The 17,727-nt window shown below is 71.9% G+C and carries 19 protein-coding genes; 10 read left to right on the top strand and 9 right to left on the bottom strand.

Annotated features, from left to right (window positions below):
• Positions 1-46 precede the first annotated feature (46 nt).
• Together AA23TX_RS21590 and AA23TX_RS21585 are read left to right on the top strand one after the other, a co-directional pair.
• Positions 47-754 carry an SDR family oxidoreductase gene (locus AA23TX_RS21590; RefSeq protein ID WP_155544689.1) on the top strand — a complete coding sequence of 236 codons (708 nt, stop codon included), beginning with the start codon at positions 47-49 and terminating at the stop codon, positions 752-754.
• Between the two features lie 10 nt (positions 755-764).
• A complete protein-coding gene (locus tag AA23TX_RS21585) occupies positions 765-1,493 on the top strand; it encodes a nucleotidyltransferase domain-containing protein (protein ID WP_155544688.1) in 729 nt (242 codons plus the stop codon).
• Here the strand turns inward: AA23TX_RS21585 and AA23TX_RS21580 are convergent.
• Positions 1,454-2,761 carry a 6-phospho-beta-glucosidase gene (locus tag AA23TX_RS21580; protein WP_155544687.1) on the bottom strand — a complete coding sequence of 436 codons (1,308 nt, stop codon included), beginning with the start codon at positions 2,759-2,761 and terminating at the stop codon, positions 1,454-1,456. The two genes, AA23TX_RS21585 and AA23TX_RS21580, sit on opposite strands and share 40 nt — an antisense overlap.
• Positions 2,758-3,501, bottom strand: a complete 744-nt coding sequence (locus tag AA23TX_RS21575) for a DeoR/GlpR family DNA-binding transcription regulator (protein ID WP_155544686.1) — start codon at positions 3,499-3,501, stop codon at positions 2,758-2,760. Before AA23TX_RS21575 ends, AA23TX_RS21580 begins: the two co-directional genes overlap by 4 nt.
• Before the next feature lie 113 nt (positions 3,502-3,614).
• Between AA23TX_RS21575 and AA23TX_RS21570 the strand changes: the two genes are divergently transcribed.
• The 5 genes from AA23TX_RS21570 (at position 3,615) to AA23TX_RS21550 (ending at position 7,695) form a co-directional block, all read left to right on the top strand.
• A complete protein-coding gene (locus AA23TX_RS21570; protein WP_155544685.1) occupies positions 3,615-4,643 on the top strand; it encodes a PfkB family carbohydrate kinase in 1,029 nt (342 codons plus the stop codon).
• Positions 4,643-5,365 carry a heavy metal-binding domain-containing protein gene (locus AA23TX_RS21565; RefSeq protein ID WP_230862649.1) on the top strand — a complete coding sequence of 241 codons (723 nt, stop codon included), beginning with the start codon at positions 4,643-4,645 and terminating at the stop codon, positions 5,363-5,365. Before AA23TX_RS21570 ends, AA23TX_RS21565 begins: the two co-directional genes overlap by 1 nt.
• 303 nt (positions 5,366-5,668) lie before the next feature.
• Positions 5,669-6,466 carry a heavy metal-binding domain-containing protein gene (locus tag AA23TX_RS21560; protein ID WP_155544684.1) on the top strand — a complete coding sequence of 266 codons (798 nt, stop codon included), beginning with the start codon at positions 5,669-5,671 and terminating at the stop codon, positions 6,464-6,466.
• Positions 6,467-6,475: 9 nt separating this feature from the next.
• Positions 6,476-7,294 carry a heavy metal-binding domain-containing protein gene (locus AA23TX_RS21555; protein WP_230862648.1) on the top strand — a complete coding sequence of 273 codons (819 nt, stop codon included), beginning with the start codon at positions 6,476-6,478 and terminating at the stop codon, positions 7,292-7,294.
• Positions 7,294-7,695 (top strand): hypothetical protein, encoded by a 402-nt coding sequence (locus AA23TX_RS21550; RefSeq protein WP_155544683.1) that lies wholly within the window; start codon positions 7,294-7,296, stop codon positions 7,693-7,695. Before AA23TX_RS21555 ends, AA23TX_RS21550 begins: the two co-directional genes overlap by 1 nt.
• Here AA23TX_RS21550 and AA23TX_RS21545 read toward each other — a convergent pair.
• Together AA23TX_RS21545 and AA23TX_RS21540 are read right to left on the bottom strand one after the other, a co-directional pair.
• Positions 7,692-9,758 carry a PQQ-dependent sugar dehydrogenase gene (locus AA23TX_RS21545; RefSeq protein ID WP_230862647.1) on the bottom strand — a complete coding sequence of 689 codons (2,067 nt, stop codon included), beginning with the start codon at positions 9,756-9,758 and terminating at the stop codon, positions 7,692-7,694. The genes AA23TX_RS21550 and AA23TX_RS21545 overlap by 4 nt on opposite strands.
• Before the next feature lie 285 nt (positions 9,759-10,043).
• Positions 10,044-10,898, bottom strand: coding sequence for an alpha/beta fold hydrolase (locus tag AA23TX_RS21540; RefSeq protein ID WP_155544682.1), 855 nt, complete (start codon positions 10,896-10,898; stop codon positions 10,044-10,046).
• Between the two features lie 102 nt (positions 10,899-11,000).
• Here AA23TX_RS21540 and AA23TX_RS21535 point away from each other — a divergent pair, with 102 nt between their 5' ends.
• A complete protein-coding gene (locus AA23TX_RS21535) occupies positions 11,001-11,564 on the top strand; it encodes a CGNR zinc finger domain-containing protein (RefSeq protein WP_155544681.1) in 564 nt (187 codons plus the stop codon).
• Between the two features lie 138 nt (positions 11,565-11,702).
• On the opposite strand, the gene AA23TX_RS21530 is transcribed toward AA23TX_RS21535, so the two are convergent.
• Complete coding sequence (locus AA23TX_RS21530) at positions 11,703-12,539, bottom strand: oxidoreductase (protein ID WP_155544680.1); 837 nt, start codon at positions 12,537-12,539, stop codon at positions 11,703-11,705.
• A gap of 112 nt (positions 12,540-12,651) precedes the next feature.
• Between AA23TX_RS21530 and AA23TX_RS21525 the strand changes: the two genes are divergently transcribed.
• Positions 12,652-13,212: a TetR/AcrR family transcriptional regulator gene (locus AA23TX_RS21525; protein ID WP_155544679.1), complete on the top strand. Its 561-nt coding sequence runs from the start codon at positions 12,652-12,654 to the stop codon at positions 13,210-13,212.
• A gap of 72 nt (positions 13,213-13,284) precedes the next feature.
• Positions 13,285-13,692 (top strand): VOC family protein, encoded by a 408-nt coding sequence (locus tag AA23TX_RS21520; RefSeq protein WP_155544678.1) that lies wholly within the window; start codon positions 13,285-13,287, stop codon positions 13,690-13,692.
• Between the two features lie 241 nt (positions 13,693-13,933).
• Here AA23TX_RS21520 and AA23TX_RS21515 read toward each other — a convergent pair whose 3' ends face one another.
• From AA23TX_RS21515 to AA23TX_RS21500, 4 genes are all read right to left on the bottom strand, one after another.
• Positions 13,934-14,689, bottom strand: coding sequence for an SDR family NAD(P)-dependent oxidoreductase (locus AA23TX_RS21515; RefSeq protein WP_155544677.1), 756 nt, complete (start codon positions 14,687-14,689; stop codon positions 13,934-13,936).
• Between the two features lie 63 nt (positions 14,690-14,752).
• Positions 14,753-15,598, bottom strand: coding sequence for an SCO6745 family protein (locus tag AA23TX_RS21510; protein WP_155544676.1), 846 nt, complete (start codon positions 15,596-15,598; stop codon positions 14,753-14,755).
• A gap of 10 nt (positions 15,599-15,608) precedes the next feature.
• Positions 15,609-16,814, bottom strand: a complete 1,206-nt coding sequence (locus AA23TX_RS21505; protein ID WP_155544675.1) for a cytochrome P450 — start codon at positions 16,812-16,814, stop codon at positions 15,609-15,611.
• Between the two features lie 97 nt (positions 16,815-16,911).
• Complete coding sequence (locus tag AA23TX_RS21500; protein ID WP_155544674.1) at positions 16,912-17,640, bottom strand: SDR family oxidoreductase; 729 nt, start codon at positions 17,638-17,640, stop codon at positions 16,912-16,914.
• Positions 17,641-17,727: the final 87 nt, after the last annotated feature.

Below are 17,727 nucleotides of genomic sequence, written 5' to 3'. Positions count from 1 at the left end.
TTATGAATAACTTGAGAACAGTCTCAACTTCTCTCGAGGAGGACCCTTGCCGAAAGTCATCGCCGTCCTGGGTGTCGGCCCTGGTCTCGGTCTGTCGATCGCCCGGCGCTTCGACCGTGAAGGCTTCACGACGGCGCTGGTCTCGCGCACCGAGACCCGGCACGCGAGCTACCGCGAGTCCCTGATCGGCACCACGCACACCTACGCGGCCGACGTGACCGACCCCGCCCAAGTGGAAGCGGTTCTAGCGCGCATCACCGCCGAGGCCGGCGAGCTCGACACGGTGTACTTCGGCCCGGCGGACATCGCCGGCCCCCGTCCAGTCCCCCTCCCGTCGGCCGGCGCGGACACCGTGCGCGCGGCGTTCGACGCGATCGTTTCGCCCGCGGCCCGGCTCGTCGAAGCGGTGCTGCCGGGCATGCTGGAGCGCGGCTCGGGTTCGCTGCTCTTCGCCGGCGGCCTGAGCGGCAAGTACCCGATGCCGATGCTCGGCAGCCTGGCGCCGGCCTCGGCGGCGTTGCGCATGTACGTCCTGACCCTCAACGCGGCCCTGCGCGAAACCGGCGTCTACGCGGGAGCGCTGACGATCGGCGGGCTCATCGAGCGCGGCGACATCCACCGGGAGCTGACCAAGCGGGACCACGGTTTCGCGATGGGCACCCTCGACCCGGACGACATCGCCGAAAAGGCGTGGTCGCTGTACGTCGAGCGCGACGTCGCGGAAGCGGAGTTCACCGCGATGGCGGCCGTCTAGCCTGGGGATCATGTTCACCCCGGGGGATCGGAACCTGCTCCGCGAAGCGCTGGTCGAGGCGGCCCGGTCGGACGAGCGCGTCACCGGCGCCGCGCTCACCGGCTCCGCCGCCCTCGACGCCGAAGACACGTGGTCGGACATCGACCTCGCCTTCGCCGTCGCCGGCGAGACCGAGCCGGTGCTCGCGGACTTCACCGCGCGGATGTACCGCGAGCACGGCGCGGTGCACCACCTGGACGTCGTGTTCGAGCGGACCGTGTTCCGCGTGTTCCTGCTGGCGGACACGTTGCAGGTCGACCTGGCGTTCTGGCCGGAGGCGGACTTCGGCGCGACGACGCCGAAGTTCCGGCTGCTGTTCGGGACGCCGCGGGACCGCCCGCAGTCGTCACCGCCGGACGCGCGGCGGCTGGCCGACCTGGCCTGGCTGCACGCCCTGCACGCGCGGTCGAGCATCGAACGCGGCCGCGGCTGGCAGGCCGAGTACATGATCGGCCGCGTCCGGGAGTACGCCCTGGGCCTGGCCTGCCTGCGCCACGACGTCCCGGCGGTCGAAGGCCGCGGCCTCGACCAGCTGCCCGCTGACGTCACCAAGCCTTTCGAAGCGACGCTCGTCCGCGGGCTCGACGACCTCAAGACGCCGTTCCACGCCGTCACGGAACTGCTCGTCGGCGAGATCGAGCTGGTCGACGCCGACCTGGCTCAGCGCTTGGCGCCCCTGCTGCGCGAGCTGGCCAGGTAACCGAGTTCCGGGTGCGCGGCGGCGTAGGCGTCGAGCAGCCGCCGCGCGACGGAGACCGAGTCGACCAGCGGGTGCAGCGCGAACGCCCGCAACGCCGCCTCGCGCGAACCCGTTGTCGCCGCTTCGATCGTCGCCCGCTCGACGGCTTTGACCGCCGTCACCAGGCCCAGTGCGTGGCCGGGCAAGGGCTCGGCCGCCAGCGGCCGGGCGCCGTTCGCGTCGACGACGCACGGCACTTCGACGACGGCGTCCCCGGGCACGCCCGGGAGCGCGGATCCGTTGCGGACGTTGAGGATCAGCGTCGTGCGCTCGCCGTACGCGATGGCCCGCATCAACGCGCACGCGACCTTTTCGTAGCCGCCGCCTTCGAGATCGTCACGCTCACCTTCGCGCGTCTCGGCCATGTACGTCGCTTCGCGCTCCAAGCGCGTGCGTTCCCATGAAGCCAGCGAAGGTTCCGCGTAGAAGCCACGTTGCTGCTCCAGCAACTGGGCCCCGCGCGACTGCGGGCTCACGGCCTCACGCGCGAAGTAGTAATAGTGCAGGTACTCGTTCGGCAGGGCGCCGAGAGCGCGCAGCCAGTCCGCGCCGAAGAGCTTGCCCTCCTCGAACGACTCCAGCGCGCCGGCGTCGGCGAGCAGCCGCGGCAGGACGTCCTCGCCACCGACGCGGACCGCGCGCAGCCAGCCGAGGTGGTTGAGCCCGGCGTAGTCGAACCACGCCGTCGCCGGGTCGATCTTCAAGGCCCGCGCGACGCGGCGGCACAGGCCCACCGGCGAGTCGCAGATGCCGATCACCCGCTCGCCGAGGTGCGCGGCCATCGCCTCGGTGACCATCCCGGCGGGGTTGGTGAAGTTGATGACCCACGCTTCCGGGGCCAGCTCCTTGATCTTTCGCGCGAGATCGACGGCGACGGGGACCGTCCGCAGCCCGTAGGCGATCCCACCCGCACCGACGGTTTCCTGGCCCAGCACGCCTTCCGCGTGCGCGATCTGCTCGTCGAGCCGTCGGCCGCGCAGCCCGCCGACCCGGATGGCGGAGAAGACGAAGTCCACATCGGACAGTGCGGCGGCGAGATCGGTGGTGGTCCGCACCCGCGGCGCGGTCTTCGCCCCGGCGGCCTGCTCCGCCAGCACGCGTTCGATCGCGGCCAGGCGCCCGGGCTCGACGTCGTGCAGGACCAGCTCGGTGACCCCGCCGCCGGCCAGCAGCGCGCCGTGCACGAGCGGCACGCGGAACCCGCCTCCACCGAGGATCGCGAGCCTCATCGCAGCACCTCGACGCCCGCTTCGCGCAACGCCGAACAGGTCGGCTCGTCGGCCCCGGTGGTGGTGACGACGACGTCGAGCGCGTCCGGCCCGCAGACCCGGGCCAGGCCGGTGCCGGGGAACTTGCCGGCGTCGGCGAGCAGCACCACGCGGTCGCCGGCGGCGACCATCGCGCGCTTGACCGGCACCTCGACGACCGTCGAGTCCATGACGTGCCCGTCGCAGCGGACACCGCTGGTGCCGAGGAAGACGGTGTCGGCGCGCACCTGGCGCAGCGCGTCCTCGGTCAGGAATCCCACCATCGAGTGATAGCTGCGCCGCACCACGCCGCCGAGGAGGACGAGCTGGACGTCGTCGGCGTCCTTCAGCTCGTCGTAGACGGCGAGGCTGCTGGTGATCACGGTCAGCGCGCGGTCGCGCAGGTGCCGCGCCAGCCGGTGCGCGGTGGTGCCGATGTCGAGGAGCAGGGTGTCGCCGTCGGCGACCAGGCCGGCCGCGCGCCGCGCGACGGCGTCCTTCTCCCCGGCCCGTTCGGCGGCCACGCGCGCGAACGGCTCGTCGTCAGCCGCCATCGCGCCGCCGTAGACGCGAGTCAACCGGCCCTCGCGGTCGAGCCGCACCAGGTCGCGGCGCACGGTGGCCTGGCTGACGCCGAGCCGCTCGGCCAGCACACCGACCGGCGCGGGCCCCTCCGCGCGGAGAGCCCGCAGGATCAGCTCGTGACGACGCTGGGGCAGCATGCCGGGACGATAGCAGTCAAACTCGCTCAACCGGCGAACGAGTTTGCGCGTCTCTTGCGCATTCCGCGCAGGTGAAGCACGCTCGTGCGCATCCTCGATCCCGGGAGGTGCCCGTGCCGGCCGACTCCGTCCCCGACATCGATGTCTTCCTGTCCGGCCTGCTGTTCTTCGACCTGGTCTTCACCGGGCTGGAAGGACCGCCGGAACCGGGCACGGAGGTGTGGACGGGCGGCATGGGCTCGGGGCCGGGCGGCATCGCGAACTTCGCGGTCGCGCTGAGCCGCCTCGGCCTCCGGACGTCGCTGGCGGCGGCGTTCGGCACCGACGTCTACGGGCGCTACTGCTGGGACGTGCTTTCGCGGCAGGAGCACATCGACCTTTCGCGGTCACGGCGATTCCCGGAGTGGCACTCCCCCGTGACGGTCTCGCTCGCCTACGCCGGTGACCGGGCGATGGTCACGCACGGCCACCCGCCGCCCGTCCCGGTCGCCGAGCTGGCCGGCTCGCCGCCGCCGAGCCGCGCGACCGTCGCGCACATCGGCCTCGACACGGCCGACTGGGTCCACACCGCGCACCAGGCCGGCAGTCTCGTGTTCGCCGACGTCGGCTGGGACCCGTCGGAGGCGTGGTCGGCGGCGCTGCTCGACCAGCTGGCGTGCTGCCACGCGTTCCTGCCCAACGACGTCGAGGCGATGCGCTACACCCGCACGGACACCCCGGAAGCGGCCTTGGCGGCCCTCGCCGACCTCGTGCCGGTCGCGGTGATCACCCGCGGCGCGGCGGGCGTGCTCGCGGTCGACGGAACGACGGGCGAGACGGCGGACATCCCGGCCCTGCCGGTGAACGTGCTCGACGCGACCGGCGCGGGCGACGTCTTCGGCGCGGGGTTCGTCGCGGCGACCCTGACCGGCTGGCCACTGGCGGACCGCCTCCGGTTCGCGGGCCTCACGGCCGGCCTGTCGGTCCAGCACTTCGGCGGCGCGCTGGCCGCACCGGGCTGGCACGAAATCGCGGAGTGGCACGCGCGGAACCGGCGCCCGGACTACGCGTTCCTCGACGACGTGCTGCCCGCCGAAACGATCGCCGAGACGTCCCGCCGGGGCCCGGTGACCCTCGGCTTCGGCGACGACAGCTGGCGCTAGTGCACCCCCGCGCCGGCCGCTACACGGCGTCGGGCCTGCGGACGTCGCTGCTCTCGGTGCCGGGGACGGTCGGCGCGGAGGCGGTCGGGCTGCGGCCGATCGGCGAGGTGATGGGCTGCGTGGTTTCGCGGCACGAGGACGTGACCTCGGGCCTGCGCCACGGCTACGCGACGGCGCTGGACCGCCTGCGCGAGGAAGCTGTCGCACTGGGCGCGGACGGCGTCCTGTCGATCGCCTGCACGGTGACGAGGGCGAGCAAGGCGGTCCACGAGTTCGTCGTCCTGGGCACGGCGGTGCGCGCGGTCCGCGGGGTCCGCGGGGTCCGTCCGTTCACGACGGGACTGTCCGGTCCGGACGTGGCGAAGCTGGTCCTGGCGGGCTGGATCCCGGTGACGCTGGCGATCGGCATCGCCAGCGCGACGGCGTACGACATCGCGATGACCGACCGGCCGGGCACCGAGGCACCGGTGCCGACCTCGCTGGTGACACGGGTCCGAGCGGGCGCGCGGGCGGAGTTCCTGGAGTCGGTGCGCGAATCGGGAGCGGACGGCGGGCTGGTGTCGTCGACGACGTTGCGAGCGTGGGCACTGGGCCACACGGGAGCAACGGCGGTGGCCAGCGTGTTCGGCACGGCGGTGGCCCGGTTCGGCGAGGGTCCGGCGCCGACCGCGGCGCTTCCGGTGCTGCCGCTGGACGGGAAGCCACCTCGCGCAGGCTGGTGAGGGCGGTGCCGTTGCCGGGCGCGGTCGTGCGCAGGGTCGGTCAGGCCCTCGCGGCCGCCGGGCAGCCGCGCACATGTTCGCCAGCACCCCGCGGTTGCCGGGCAGCCACGCACAGGGTCGCGAGCGCCCCGCGACCGCCCGGACGGCGCGGTCGCGCAGGCGTGCCCGCGCCGCCGCCCCCGGCCTCGCGCCGTCGCGTGATCGGACCTTCCGGACATACCCCGTTGATCACCCGCGCCCGGCGCCTGCCCGCGCGGATCCGTGCCACGATGGGAGCGAGAGCCGGTCGAAGGAGGTCAGCCAGTGCCCGAGTGGGACGGTCGTGGCCTGCCGCCGGTCGCGCGGGCTCGTGTCGAGCGCTATGCCGCGTCCGGGCTGAAGACCTCCCTGCTGAGCGTGCCCGGGGCCGTCGGTGCCGAAGTGGCCGGCTTCACCCCCGTGGGCGAGGTCATGGGCTGCGTCGTGCAGCAGGTCGGCTGGACCGGGCCGGCCGCGTGGGCCGCCGACCAGGTCAAGCTGCTCTCGGACATGCTGCGCCAGGGCTACGCGACCGCGCTCGACCGGCTCGGGCAGGAAGCCACCGCCCTCGGCGCCGACGGCGTCCTCGGCATCAAGGTCACCGTCACCGCGCTCGACGATGTCATGCAGGAGTTCACCGCCCTCGGCACGGCCGTGCGCGCCGAAACCACCCAGCGGCCGAGGCGCCTGTTCACGACCGACCTGCCGGGCCAGGACGTCGGCAAGCTGATGCAGGCCGGCTGGGTGCCGGTGCGGATGGCGGTCGGCGTCGCCGGCCGCGCGCGCTTCGACTACAACATGCAGTACCAGGTCAACGTGCTCGCCGGGAACACCGAAGTCGACGCGCCGACGCAGGTCGTCACCGATGTCCGAGGCGCGGCGCGGGCCGAGTTCGCCCGCGCGATCCGCGACTGCGGCGCCGACGGCGGCATCGTCTCGGGCATGACGCTGCGGACGTGGCCGGTGCAGGAAGTCGCGGTGGCCGGCATCGCCACCGTGACCGGCACCGCGATCGCCCGCTTCCACGAAGGCCGCGCCGCCCCGACCAGCGCGCTCAAGATCCTGCCGTTGAACCGTTCCTGAGGAGGCTTCGTGACCACCGCGGACCCCGCCGCGCAGCACATCCCCGAGGATGCGATGCGCCGGCTCGCCGAGATGCGGCCGGGCCAGAAGACCAGCCTGTTCACGTCCGACCTGAGCGTCAACGAGTTCCTCCTCGTGCGCGAAGCCGGGTTCCGGCCGCTCGGGCTCGTGCTCGGCTCGAGCATCTACCACGTCGGGTTCCAGATGGGACGGTGGAGCAAGAACCAGGAGATGGACCGGCTTTCGCAGGCGATGTACCACGCCCGCGAGCTCGCGATGTCCCGGATGGAGGCGGAGGCGGACGTCCTCGGCGCCGACGGGATCGTCGCGGTCCGCCTGGAGATCGAGTTCAAGGAGTTCGGCAGCGACCTCGCCGAGTTCATCGCCGTCGGCACCGCGGTGAAGGCCGACGAACCCGGCGAATGGCGCAACAACACCGGGAAGCCGTTCACCTCGGACCTGTCCGGGCAGGACTTCTGGACGCTGGTGCAGGCCGGTTACGCGCCGCTGGGCATGGTGATGGGCACGTGCGTCTACCACATCGCGCACCAGCGGTTCCGGCAGATGATGGGCAACATCGGCCAGAACGTCGAGATCCCGCAGTACACGGAGGCGTTGTACGACGCGCGTGAGCTCGCGATGTCGCGGATGCAGGCGGAAGCCGAGCAGCTGGAAGCGGAAGGCATCGTCGGCGTGCAATTGCTGTCGCTGCCGCACCGCTGGGGCGGCCACACGACGGAGTTCTTCGCGATCGGCACGGCGGTGAAGCCGTTGCGCGACGACCACCACATCGCCAAGCCGCAGCTCGTGCTGCCCCTGACCGACTGATGAGCGGCGAACTGGACTTCCACCTGGTGGCGGCGGCCCTGCGCACGGACCGCGCGGACGTCGAGTCCTACCACCGCGTCCTGTCCGACACGCTGGGCAGCGCGCTGCCGCCGGGCATGGTCGAGGTCGAGCGGCGGCGCACGTTCGCCGACCGCGTCGCCGGCCGCGACGGCCAGGCGGTCGCGGTGCGGGTCCGGACGCCGGACCGGGTTCTGGTGCTGAGCACGGGCAAGCACGGCGGGGTCGCGGCGGAGATCCACCAGGTGGTGCGCGGAGTGGTGATCAGCCGGAAGGAAGCGGCGGTCGACGATTGGCTGGCGGCGCTGGCCCAGGAGTTGACGGCGTTGGCGGCGAAGGACGCGAGAGCGCGGGATGCGCTCTCGCGTCTCCTCGGCGGTTAACCGACCGTCACGCGCAGGATCTTGTTGTGGCTGTTGTGCGGTGTGCTGTCCTTGTCGCCGTCCACGCTGGTCGCCAGCCACATCTGACCGTCCGGAGCCGGCTCCACCGTGCGGAGCCTGCCGTACGTCCCGTTGAAGAACGTCTGGAAGTTCGTCAGCGAGCTGCCGCTGATCACCGCGCGGTAGAGCCGCGTGCCGCGCTGGCACGCCACGTAGAGCGCGTCGTGGATGATCGTGATGCCGCTGCACGAACCCTGCGCCACCGGGTACGTCTTCTTCGGGGCGATGAACCCGGCGGTGCCGCACGAACCCGACGTTCCCTCGCACGACGGCCAGCCGTAGTTGCCGCCCTTGACGATCAGGTTCGTCTCGTCCATGACACTGTTGCCGAACTCCTGCTCCCACAGCCGGCCCTGTGAGTCGAAGGCGAGGCCCTGGACGTTGCGGTGCCCGTAGCTCCACACCGCGTTGTGGAACGGGTTGTCGGCCGGGATCGAGCCGTCCGGGTTGATGCGCAGCACCTTTCCGTTGGGGCTGCTGGTGTTCGACGCGTTGGCGCCGTTCTGCGCGTCACCGGTGCCGGCGAACAGGTAGCGGCCGTCCGGGCTGAACCGCAGCCGGCCGCCGTTGTGGAACTTGTTGCGCGCGATGCCGGTCAGCAGGATCTGCTCGGTGCTCGTGGTCAACGAGTCGGCGGCCGGGTCGTACTTGATCCGGACGATCCGGTTGTCGTTCGGCGACGTGTGCATGATGTAGAGCCAGTGGTCGGAGGCGAACGAAGCCGGGTTGATCTCCAGCCCGGTCAGGCCGCCTTCGCCGTCGGTGCTCTGGACGTTCGGCACGGTGCCGATCGTCTTCTTCGCCCCGGTCTTGGGGTTCAGGTGAACGATCGAATGAGCGTCACGCTGGTTGTAGAGGATCGTGCCGTCCGGCAGGGTGACCAGGCCCCACACGACGTCGTCATCGGTCCCGACCTGGGTGGCACCGCAGACCCCCTGCGACGGCGAGCAGCTCGATCCGCCGGTGGTCGTGACGTCCAGGACCGGCGTGCTCGGGTCGCTCTGGTTGCCGTTGCCGTCGACGGCCCGCACCTGCAGGTGGTAGGCGGTGTTCGGGGTCAGGCCGCCGAGGGTCGTGCTCGCCGTGTCGGACGTGCCGATCTGCGTGCCGGAGTCGAAGATCCGGTAGCCGGTGACGCCGTTTTCGTCGATCGAAGCGGTCCACGCCAGGCCGATCGACGTGCTGTTGACCGCGGTGGTGTGCACGTTCGCCGGCACCGACGGCGGCGTGTGGTCGTCGGACGGCGGCGTCTTCACGGACAGGGTGCCACTGGCCTGCGAGACGTTCCCGGCCGCGTCGCGCGCGTTGACGTAGAAGCCGTAGGTGCCGTTCGGACTCAGGTTGCCGCAGGTCGCGGTGAGAGCGCCGGTCGTGCTGGCGCAGAGCTGGCCGTCGCGGTAGACGTCATAGCCCGCAACACCCTTGTCGTCGGTCGCCGCGGTCCACGAGATGGTCGCGCTGGTCGGGGTGACGCTGTCCAGCGTCGGCGTGCCGGGCGGCGACGGCGGCACGACGTCCCCGGTCGACCCGTAGACGCCAAACTCCTGCAGCGAGTAGCCCTTCGACGCGTCGGTGCGGCAGCGTTTCGTGCCGTACACCCGCACGTAGCGGCCGGTGCCGTCGAGCGAGGTCAGGTCTTCGACACCGCCCTTTCCCGTGGTGGTCGAGTAGATCCGCGTCCACGTGGCGTGGTCGGCGGAGGTGTCGATCTCGTAGGCCGTCGCGCACGAGGCGTCCCACTGCAGCCGCACGCGGCTGACGTGCGCCGTCGCGCCGAGGTCGACGTAGATCCACTGCGGATCGACGCCGGCCGCGCTGGCCCAGCGAGTCGCCGAGTCGCCGTCGACGGCGGCCGGCGCCGGGCAGCACCCGCCCGCCGACGACGCCGTCACCGGTTTTCCCTGGGACAGCAGGGTGTCGGCGGCCTGCACCGGCCCCGCCGTGCTGATCGCTCCGGCGACGAGCGCGACCACGATCGCCCCCACCCGAATCCGTCTGGTCATCCGTCCTCCACGCTTCCGGTGCGGAGGGTCGACGATTCGGCACGCCTCCGCGGAACACCGTCCGGCCGCCAAGGCTCCGATCCGCTGCGCGCCCGGGCCCGTCGTCGAACGACCCGTCGGCACAGGCAGAGGCGGATGCCTGACGACGACGGCGGGGTTCTCCGGGACCGGGACCGACCTGGAGCCAGGGCGATCTCGGGACGACCCTACGAGCGGGACGCCGGACCGGTCAACCGGCGCCGCGCCGGTGTCCCGCTCACCGAACCCGTTGAGGGAGAACGGATTTCACGGCGTCACCACCCTTCCGAGGAATCCGCGGACATACCCGGCGATGGCGTCGAGGTGCGTTTCGAGCGCGAAGTGGCCCGAGTCGAGCAGGTGGATCTCGGCGTCGGGCAGGTCGCGGGCGTAGGCGCGGGCGCCGTCGGCGATGAAGATCCCGTCGTTGCCTCCCCAGACGGCCAGCAGCGGGACCTGGCTGGTCCGGAAGTACTCGTGGAACTTCGGGTACAGCCCGATGTTGTGGTGGTAGTCCGCGAGCAGCGCCATCTGGATTTCGGCGCCGCCGGGCCGGTCGAGCAGGGCTTGGTCGTGGACCCAGACGTCCGGGCTGACCAGTGCCGGGTCGGGCACGCCGTCGAGGTACTGCGCCTTGGTGGCTTCGAGGCTGACCATGCCGCGCAGGTCTTCCTCGGTCAGCGTGCCGGCGGCGAGGCGCTGCGGCAGCCCGGCCCCCAAGCCGTCGACGTAGGCGTTGCCGTTCTGCGTGACGATCGCGGTGACCCGCTCCGGGTTCCCGGCCGCGATCCGCAGGCCGACCGGGGCGCCGAAGTCCTGGATGTAGAGCGCGAAGCGGTCCAGGCCGATCTCGTCGAGCAGGCCGAGGGTGAGCTCGGCGAGGGCGTCGAAGGTGTAGGCGAACTCGCCGACCGGCGGCGCGTCGGACGCGCCCGCGCCCAGGTAGTCGGGCGCGACGACGTGGTAGCGGTCGGCCAGCGCCGGGATGAGGTGCCGGTACATGTGCGAGCTGGTCGGAAACCCGTGGAGCAGCACGATCGTGGGCGCGTCGGCGGGCCCGGCCTCCCGGTAGAACAGCCGGCGCCCGGCAACGGTGGCAAAGCGGTGATACACGGCGACCATCGGTCTCTCCTCACGTCTCATGTTTACTTGCTTATTTATCCATGAGACGACGTAGACTGTCAACGGATCTGGACAATGAGGGCCGAACTTCGGGAGGCGAACGTGGTCACTGCGGCACCCGGCGAGGAGCGCTCCCCCGCGCTGGCGCTGGTCAACACCCGCCGGCTCGGCGCCGGCGGCGAGGTCGACGACCTGGCCGAGCCGCCCGCGGCCGCGTCGTGGCTGGGCCTCCCCCCGGCCACCTCACTCGCCGCGGACGACCTGAGCCGCGTCACGGACCTCCGCGCGGCCGTCCGCGAACTGCTGGCCGCCCTGGCCGAAGACCGCGCACCGTCGACCGGCGCGGTGGAGACGGTGAACGCGGCCGCCCGCGCCGACGCCGCGGCGCCCCAGCTCACCTGGCCGTCGGGGCCCCACCGCGAGTGGCACAGCGCCAGCCCGGGCAGCCTTTCGGCGGCTCTGGCCGCCCTGGCCCGCGACGCGATCGAGGTGGTCACCGGCGACCTCGGCCCCTTGGTGCGCCCGTGCGAGGCCCACGGCTGCGTACGGTTCTTCTTCCGCGAGCACGCCCGCCGCCGCTGGTGTTCGACAACCTGCGGCGACCGCGTCCGCGCGGCCCGGCACCAGCGGCTGGTGGTCGAGCAGCGGGAGTCAGCCCAGGGGTGAGGTCACCTCACCGGCGCGCTCGGCAAGGTCCCGCCCGGCTCGACGCGTGGCCGAAGAGCCGCAACTCGCCACCTACCCGGCGCCGTTCCCCAGGGCGCCCAGTCAGCTCCCATCGCCCTCCTTGTCCGCGCCGGCCGCTCAGTTCGCGGCGAACGCCGCGGATCGGCTCACCTCGGCCCATTCCTCCACCTCGGCTCCCCGCGCGCGGTCCGACCGTTGCACGGCTTCGACCGCGTCCGCGCCGAGCAACAGGCGCAGCGGTGGCGCGTCCAGCCGGACCACGTCGGCGAGGATGCGGGCTCCGCGAGCCGGGTCGCCCGCCTGCTTGCCATCGGTCGCGTCGCGGAGGCGGTGCATCTCGCCCACCGAGGCGTCGTACTCCGGGCGGACCGGTGCGCGCTCCATCGAGACGCCCTGCCAGTCCGTGCGGAACGCGCCCGGCTCGACGATCGTGACCTTCACGCCGAACGGCTTCACCTCCGCGTTGAGCACCTCGGAGAACCCCTCCACGGCGAACTTCGCCGCCTGGTAGGCACCCAGCCCCGGCGAGCCGCCGACCCGGCCGCCGACCGAGGAGAACTGCAGGAAGTGCCCCGAGCCCTGCTCGCGGAACACCGGCAGCGCCGCGCGCGTGACGTTGACGACGCCGAAGAAATTGGCCTCCACCTGGGCCCGGAAGTCGTCCTCCGGCATGTCCTCGATGGGCGCACTGTTCGCGTAACCGGCGTTGTTGGCCACGACGTCGAGCCCGCCGAACTCACGCACCGCGAAGGCAACGGCCTCTCGCGCGGCCGCGGGGTCCGTGACGTCCAGCGCGAACACCCGGACGTTGTCACCGTGTTCGGCCACCAGATCTTTCAGCTGCTCCGGCCGGCGCGCGGTGGCGACCACCCGGTCACCGTCCTCGAGCGCGACCCGGGCCAGCTCCCGCCCGAACCCCCGGGAACTGCCGGTGATCAGCCAAGTCCTGCTCATGACGCTCTTCTCCTCGCTCGCTCGAACCGGCTAACCAACCGGTTGGTTGCTTCCAGAAAACACCGGCTTGGCGAGTTTGTCAACCAACCAGTTAGTTGCTATATTGGCCGGCATGAGAGATGCGGCGGAGACGAAGCGGCGACTCCTCGCCGCCGCCACGGAGGAGTTCGCGGAACGGGGCATCGCGGGCGCCCGTGTGGACCGGATCGCGGACGCCGCCGGCTGCAACAAGGCGATGCTCTACAAGTACTTCATCAACAAGGACAGCTTGTTCGACACGGTCTTCGGCGAGTCGGTCGGCAAGTTCGTCATGGAAGTCCCGGTCGACGCCGACGACCTGCCGGGCTACGCCGGGAAGCTCTTCGACCGGTACGAAGAGCAGCCGGAAACGCTGCGGCTGGCGGTCTGGCACCGGCTGGAGCGACCCGACGGCAAGTGGGTCACGGAGATCGTGCTGGCCAACGAAATCCGGCTGTTCGACCTGCAACGAGCCCAGGATGAAGGGAGACTGTCCAAGCACTACACGCCCATGGAGCTGCTGGTGTTGATCCAGTCGATCTCGACGGCGTGGGCGACGACCAATTCGGAACTCGGCGTGCGCAACACCCTCTCCCGCGAGCAACGGCGCGAGCTCGTGGTGGACGCGGTGCGGCGGCTGATCGCGGAGGATTGACGAGCGGTACGCGAACACCCCGGGCACGGGTAGCGTGTGCTCCGCCTGGCTTGGCCGACGGAAGGACGCGCGATGGAGTGGACGCTCGAAGTGGTCGTGGTGCCGGTGTCCGATGTGGACCGCGCGAAGGCGTTCTACGCGGACCAGGTCGGATTCACCCTCGACCACGACGTGACGCCCGCCGAGGGCGTCCGCATCGTGCAGCTGACCCCACCGGGGTCGGGCTGCTCGGTGGTGTTCGGCCGCGGCGCGGTGCCCGACATGCCGCCGGGGTCGCTGAAGGGCCTCCAGCTGGTGGTCAACGACCTGCCGAAGGCGCACGCGATGCTCACCGAGCGCGGCGTCGAGGTCAGCGAGATCCAGGTCCACGGCATGGGCACCTGGGACGGAGAAGCGGACCTGAACAACGTGGGTTTCGTGCACTTCGCCGACCCGGACGGCAACGGATGGACGGTGCAGCAGATCACGGCACGCCGATGAGCGCGGGCTGACGGCCGGCCGGTTGCGCGGGTGGGTGGCCGGTTGCCACTACCAGCGCTCGCCGGCGCGCGGGTGACCCGGCTGAACGAGGCCGACCGCGGATCAGCGCGGCTGCTGGTCGACGACCAACAGCCGCTTCGCGTCGCGAAGGCGACCGGCGATGACCGAGTACGCCACGGGTCCGGGGGCGGCGGCGAGCCGGGCCGCCCCGAAAGCCCTCCCCGGCTCACCGCGACCCTCGCTAGTCCACCAGGGCGCCGCAGCTTATGTTGACCGTTGAGGCCGTCATCGTCCTTGCCCGGTCCGATGCCACGAACGCCGCCACCGCGCCCACGTCGGCCAATGTTGCCGCCTGGCCGAGCATTGTCTTGCCCGCGATGTTCCGCTCCAGCTCCTCGCGGCCACGGAACTCCGCCGGGAGGGTCTCCGGGATTCCGCCCGTTCGGAGCGTCACCGTCCGTACCCCCTGCGGGCCCAGCTCGGCCGCCAGCTGGCGGCGCATCGCCTCGAGCGCGTGGAACGCCACCTGGAGCCCGCCCACCGCGAACTCCCGGACCGGTTCGCCCGCGCCACCGAAGAACAGGATCGCTCCGGACCCCTGCTTCACCATGTGGCGGGCCGCCGCTCGGGCCGTCAGGAACTGGGTTCGGACCGCCGTCAGGACCGGGCGCTCGTAGTCCGCCACTGCCATGTCGATCAGGGGCGTGCCCTGGACGTCGCCATGAGAGACGAGGTTGAACGAGATGTCCAGGCCGCCCTCGGCCGCGACCGCGGACGCGTGGTCGTCGACCGCCCGCTCGTCCAGGGCGTCCACCTCCGCCACCTCGGCCGAGCCGCCCTCCGCGCGGATGTGCGAAGCGACCTCCTCCAGCCGTGCGCGGGTGCGGCCCGCGAGGAAGACTCGAGCGCCTTCCGCGGCGAAAGCCGTGGCCACGGCCGCGCCGATGCGACCTCCGCCGCCGTACACGACCGCGTTCTTGCCGGCGAGCAACGTCATGGGTCCCTCCGAGGTCCGGGTGCGTTCACCGGTGCGTCGAACAAGCCCCCCGGAAATCGACACTCACGGACGCGGAACACCCATCGGGTTCGGGACCGGGACCACCCCCGCGTCCACCACCGCCCGACCGAGTGGCACCGCCAGCTCCAGCAGCCGCGCCAGGCCGGCCGGGCCGAGTGCCTCCACCGGGGCCGCCGCCAGCCGGTCCGTGTCCTCCTCGATCCCGCGCCGCACCGCCGCGCCGGCCGGGGTCAGGCGGCCGGACGCGTCCAGCAGGCCGCGGGTCCGCAACGCCGAAACCGACGCCGTCCACTCCGCGTCGGACCAGCCTCGGTGGGGCTGGACGTCGCCACGCTCGATCACGCCGTCGCCGATGTGGGTCAGCGTCGTCTCCAGGCCCGTCAAGCCCGCGTGGACCGCCGCCAGGACGTGGCCGTCGCCGCGGTGCTCGCGCAGCACCGTCGCCGCCAGCCACAGGCGGCCGAGCACCCCCGGCGGCCGCGGCACCGCCGACCACGCCGCCGCCAGCGGGCGCCCGTCGAACCGGCACGCCGCAACCGCCCGCTCCAGCAGCGACGCCAGCTCGGAGTGGCCCGCGGAACCCAAGACGCGCGAAAGAGCGGCCTCGACGGACGAAAGCCGAGCGCGAAGCACCGCGGAAGGCGAGGCGAACGACCACGCGTCCGGCAGCGCCCGCGCCACCATCGCCGGGGCGAAGCCGAACAACACCGCCGTCGCCGCCGTGGGACCGATCGGGCCCAGCGGCGCGAGGCGGCCCGCGAAGTACCCCATCCAGTACCCCCGCAGGCCGGCCTCCTTCGCCGCCGACGCCGTCTCCGGCGCGAAGTAGACGACCGCGTGCAACGGTTCCACGGCCGCCCACAGCCGCCGGGCCGGTGATGTGCTCATGCCGCCATTCTCACCCCCAGGCGACGGGCAGCTCCCGCAAGCCGTACACCAGCGTGTTGTGCTTGTACGCCAACGACTCCCGCGGCACCGCGAGCCGCAGGTCCGACACCCGGCGGAACAGCCGCGTCAACGCCTCCTGCAGCTCGACGCGGGCCAGCTGCTGCCCGACGCACTGGTGCGCGCCGAACCCGAACGCGACGTGCGTGCGCGGCGACTCGCGGTGGAAGTCGAGCTTGTCGCCGCCGGGGAACAGCTCCTCGTCGCGGTTGGCCGAGTTCAACGCCGCCACCAGCCACTCCCCCGCCTTCACCGACCGGGAACCGACCTGCACGTCCTCGGTCGCGTAGCGCAGCACGCCGAACTGGACGACCGACAGGTACCGCAGCAGCTCCTCGATCGCGCGCTCGGGCGCGGCGAGCACGACGTCGCGCTGGGCGGGGTGTTCCAGCAGCACCAGTGCGCTGAGCGCGATCATGTTCGCCGTCGTCTCGTGGCCGGCCACCAGGAGGCTCAGCCCGAGCACGACCAGCTCTTCCATCGTGAGCGGGTCACCGGCGGCGGCGCCGCGGGAAATCAGCCTGCTGAACAGGTCGTCCTGCGGATTCCGCTGCCGGTCGGTGAACAGTTCCGCCAGGAAGCCGGAAAGCTCGTCGTACGCCTGCTTCCCCTCTTCGGGCGTGGCGTCGGTGCTGACCAGGAACCCGCTCTGCCGCTGGAAACGCGACCGATCCGCGTACGGGACACCGAGCAGCTCGCAGATCACCAGCGACGGGATCGGCAACGCGAAGTCCCGCACCAGATCCGCGCGACCCGGCTTGGCGAGCATCGCGTCGAGGTGGCTCTCCACCAGTTCCTGGACGTAGCCGCGCATCGCCTCCACGCGCCGCACGGTGAACTCCGCGATCACCATCTTCCGGATGCGGGCGTGGTCGGCGCCGTCGAGCTGGATGATGGACCCGGGACTGACCTCCTCGTCGAGGTCGGCGTCGGGCTTGACGTGCACCGAGGACGCGCCGCGCGAGCTCATCGTGCGGTCGGCGAGCACCGCGCGGACGTCGCGGTAGCGCGTCACCAGCCAGGCGTCCATGCCCGCCGGGCAGCGCACCTGCGACGTCGGCGCGGTTTCCCGCAGCGTGGCGTAGTTCCCGGGCGGGTCGTACGGGCATCCGGCCGGTCGTGCCGTGGGGAGGGCCGGGGTTTCGGATGCTGCCGTCACGGCGGATCACACCTCTCTTGCGGTGGTCAGGTCACTTCCACCATGGAGAGAACCGGCGCCGTCGTGGGACGATCGACCCACTTCCGACCGGAATGGCCTAGCGGGCCCCGTAAGCACCGCCGTTCACGTGCACGACCTGTCCCGTGATGTGCCCGGCTCCCGGCGAGGCGAGGAACTGCACGGTCTCCGCGACTTCTTCCGGACGCCCGGCGCGCTTGTCGAACGCGACGGAAACCCGCGCCTCGACCCATTCTTCGGTGACCGTGCCGTGGAAGAACTCCGTGTCGAGGGTGACGCCGGGCGCCACGACGTTGGCCGAACCGCCGGCGCCGAGCTGGCGTGCGAGGTCGGTGTTCCACGCTTCGACGGCCGCTTTCGCCGCGCCGTACGAGCCGGAGCCCTGCTTCGCCGCGATGGAGCCGAGCGTCACGACCCGCACGTTGTCCGCGAAGCGCGGCTTCAGCGCGGCCGTCACGAGAACAGCGGAAACGACGTTGGCCTCGAAGTTGGCGCGCCACGCGTCGGCCAGCCCGGCGAGGTCGCCCGGCGCCGGGGCTTCGCGGACGCGATCGGTGTTGCCGCCGGCGTTGTTGACCAGGACATCCACCCGGCCCGGCAGCTCCGCCAGCGCGGCCTGCACCGCCGCCGGGTCGCTCGCGTCGAACGCCACCGCCCGCGCGCCGAGCCGTTCCGCCGCGGCTTCGAGGACGTCCTTGCGCCGTCCCGTGACGGTCACCCGCTCTCCCGCCGCCGCGAACCGGGCGGCGATCGCCAGCCCGATGCCCGTGCCGCCCCCGGTGACCACGACTTCCCGCTGTTCGCTCATGGCGCCATCTTCGCCGACGAAAGCGGGCCCCCGCTCGACTTTCCCGCCGACCGGGACACGAGAACCGGATTCGTTAGGAAACTTTAC

The organism is Amycolatopsis camponoti, from assembly GCF_902497555.1.
In the GTDB taxonomy this organism is placed as follows: domain Bacteria; phylum Actinomycetota; class Actinomycetes; order Mycobacteriales; family Pseudonocardiaceae; genus Amycolatopsis; species Amycolatopsis camponoti.
This window is presented reverse-complemented; position numbering and strand designations above follow the sequence as displayed.

Bases quoted from the DNA above. Each gene is read 5' to 3' on its own strand.
- AA23TX_RS21585 (WP_155544688.1), top strand. From the start codon at position 765: ATGTTCACCCCGGGGGATCGGAACCTGCTCCGCGAAGCGCTGGTCGAG.
- AA23TX_RS21580 (WP_155544687.1), bottom strand. From the start codon at position 2,761: ATGAGGCTCGCGATCCTCGGTGGAGGCGGGTTCCGCGTGCCGCTCGTG.
- AA23TX_RS21575 (WP_155544686.1), bottom strand. From the start codon at position 3,501: ATGCTGCCCCAGCGTCGTCACGAGCTGATCCTGCGGGCTCTCCGCGCG.
- AA23TX_RS21550 (WP_155544683.1), top strand. From the start codon at position 7,294: ATGAGCGGCGAACTGGACTTCCACCTGGTGGCGGCGGCCCTGCGCACG.
- AA23TX_RS21545 (WP_230862647.1), bottom strand. From the start codon at position 9,758: ATGACCAGACGGATTCGGGTGGGGGCGATCGTGGTCGCGCTCGTCGCC.
- AA23TX_RS21540 (WP_155544682.1), bottom strand. From the start codon at position 10,898: ATGGTCGCCGTGTATCACCGCTTTGCCACCGTTGCCGGGCGCCGGCTG.
- AA23TX_RS21530 (WP_155544680.1), bottom strand. From the start codon at position 12,539: ATGAGCAGGACTTGGCTGATCACCGGCAGTTCCCGGGGGTTCGGGCGG.
- AA23TX_RS21525 (WP_155544679.1), top strand. From the start codon at position 12,652: ATGAGAGATGCGGCGGAGACGAAGCGGCGACTCCTCGCCGCCGCCACG.
- AA23TX_RS21520 (WP_155544678.1), top strand. From the start codon at position 13,285: ATGGAGTGGACGCTCGAAGTGGTCGTGGTGCCGGTGTCCGATGTGGAC.
- AA23TX_RS21515 (WP_155544677.1), bottom strand. From the start codon at position 14,689: ATGACGTTGCTCGCCGGCAAGAACGCGGTCGTGTACGGCGGCGGAGGT.
- AA23TX_RS21510 (WP_155544676.1), bottom strand. From the start codon at position 15,598: ATGAGCACATCACCGGCCCGGCGGCTGTGGGCGGCCGTGGAACCGTTG.
- AA23TX_RS21500 (WP_155544674.1), bottom strand. From the start codon at position 17,640: ATGAGCGAACAGCGGGAAGTCGTGGTCACCGGGGGCGGCACGGGCATC.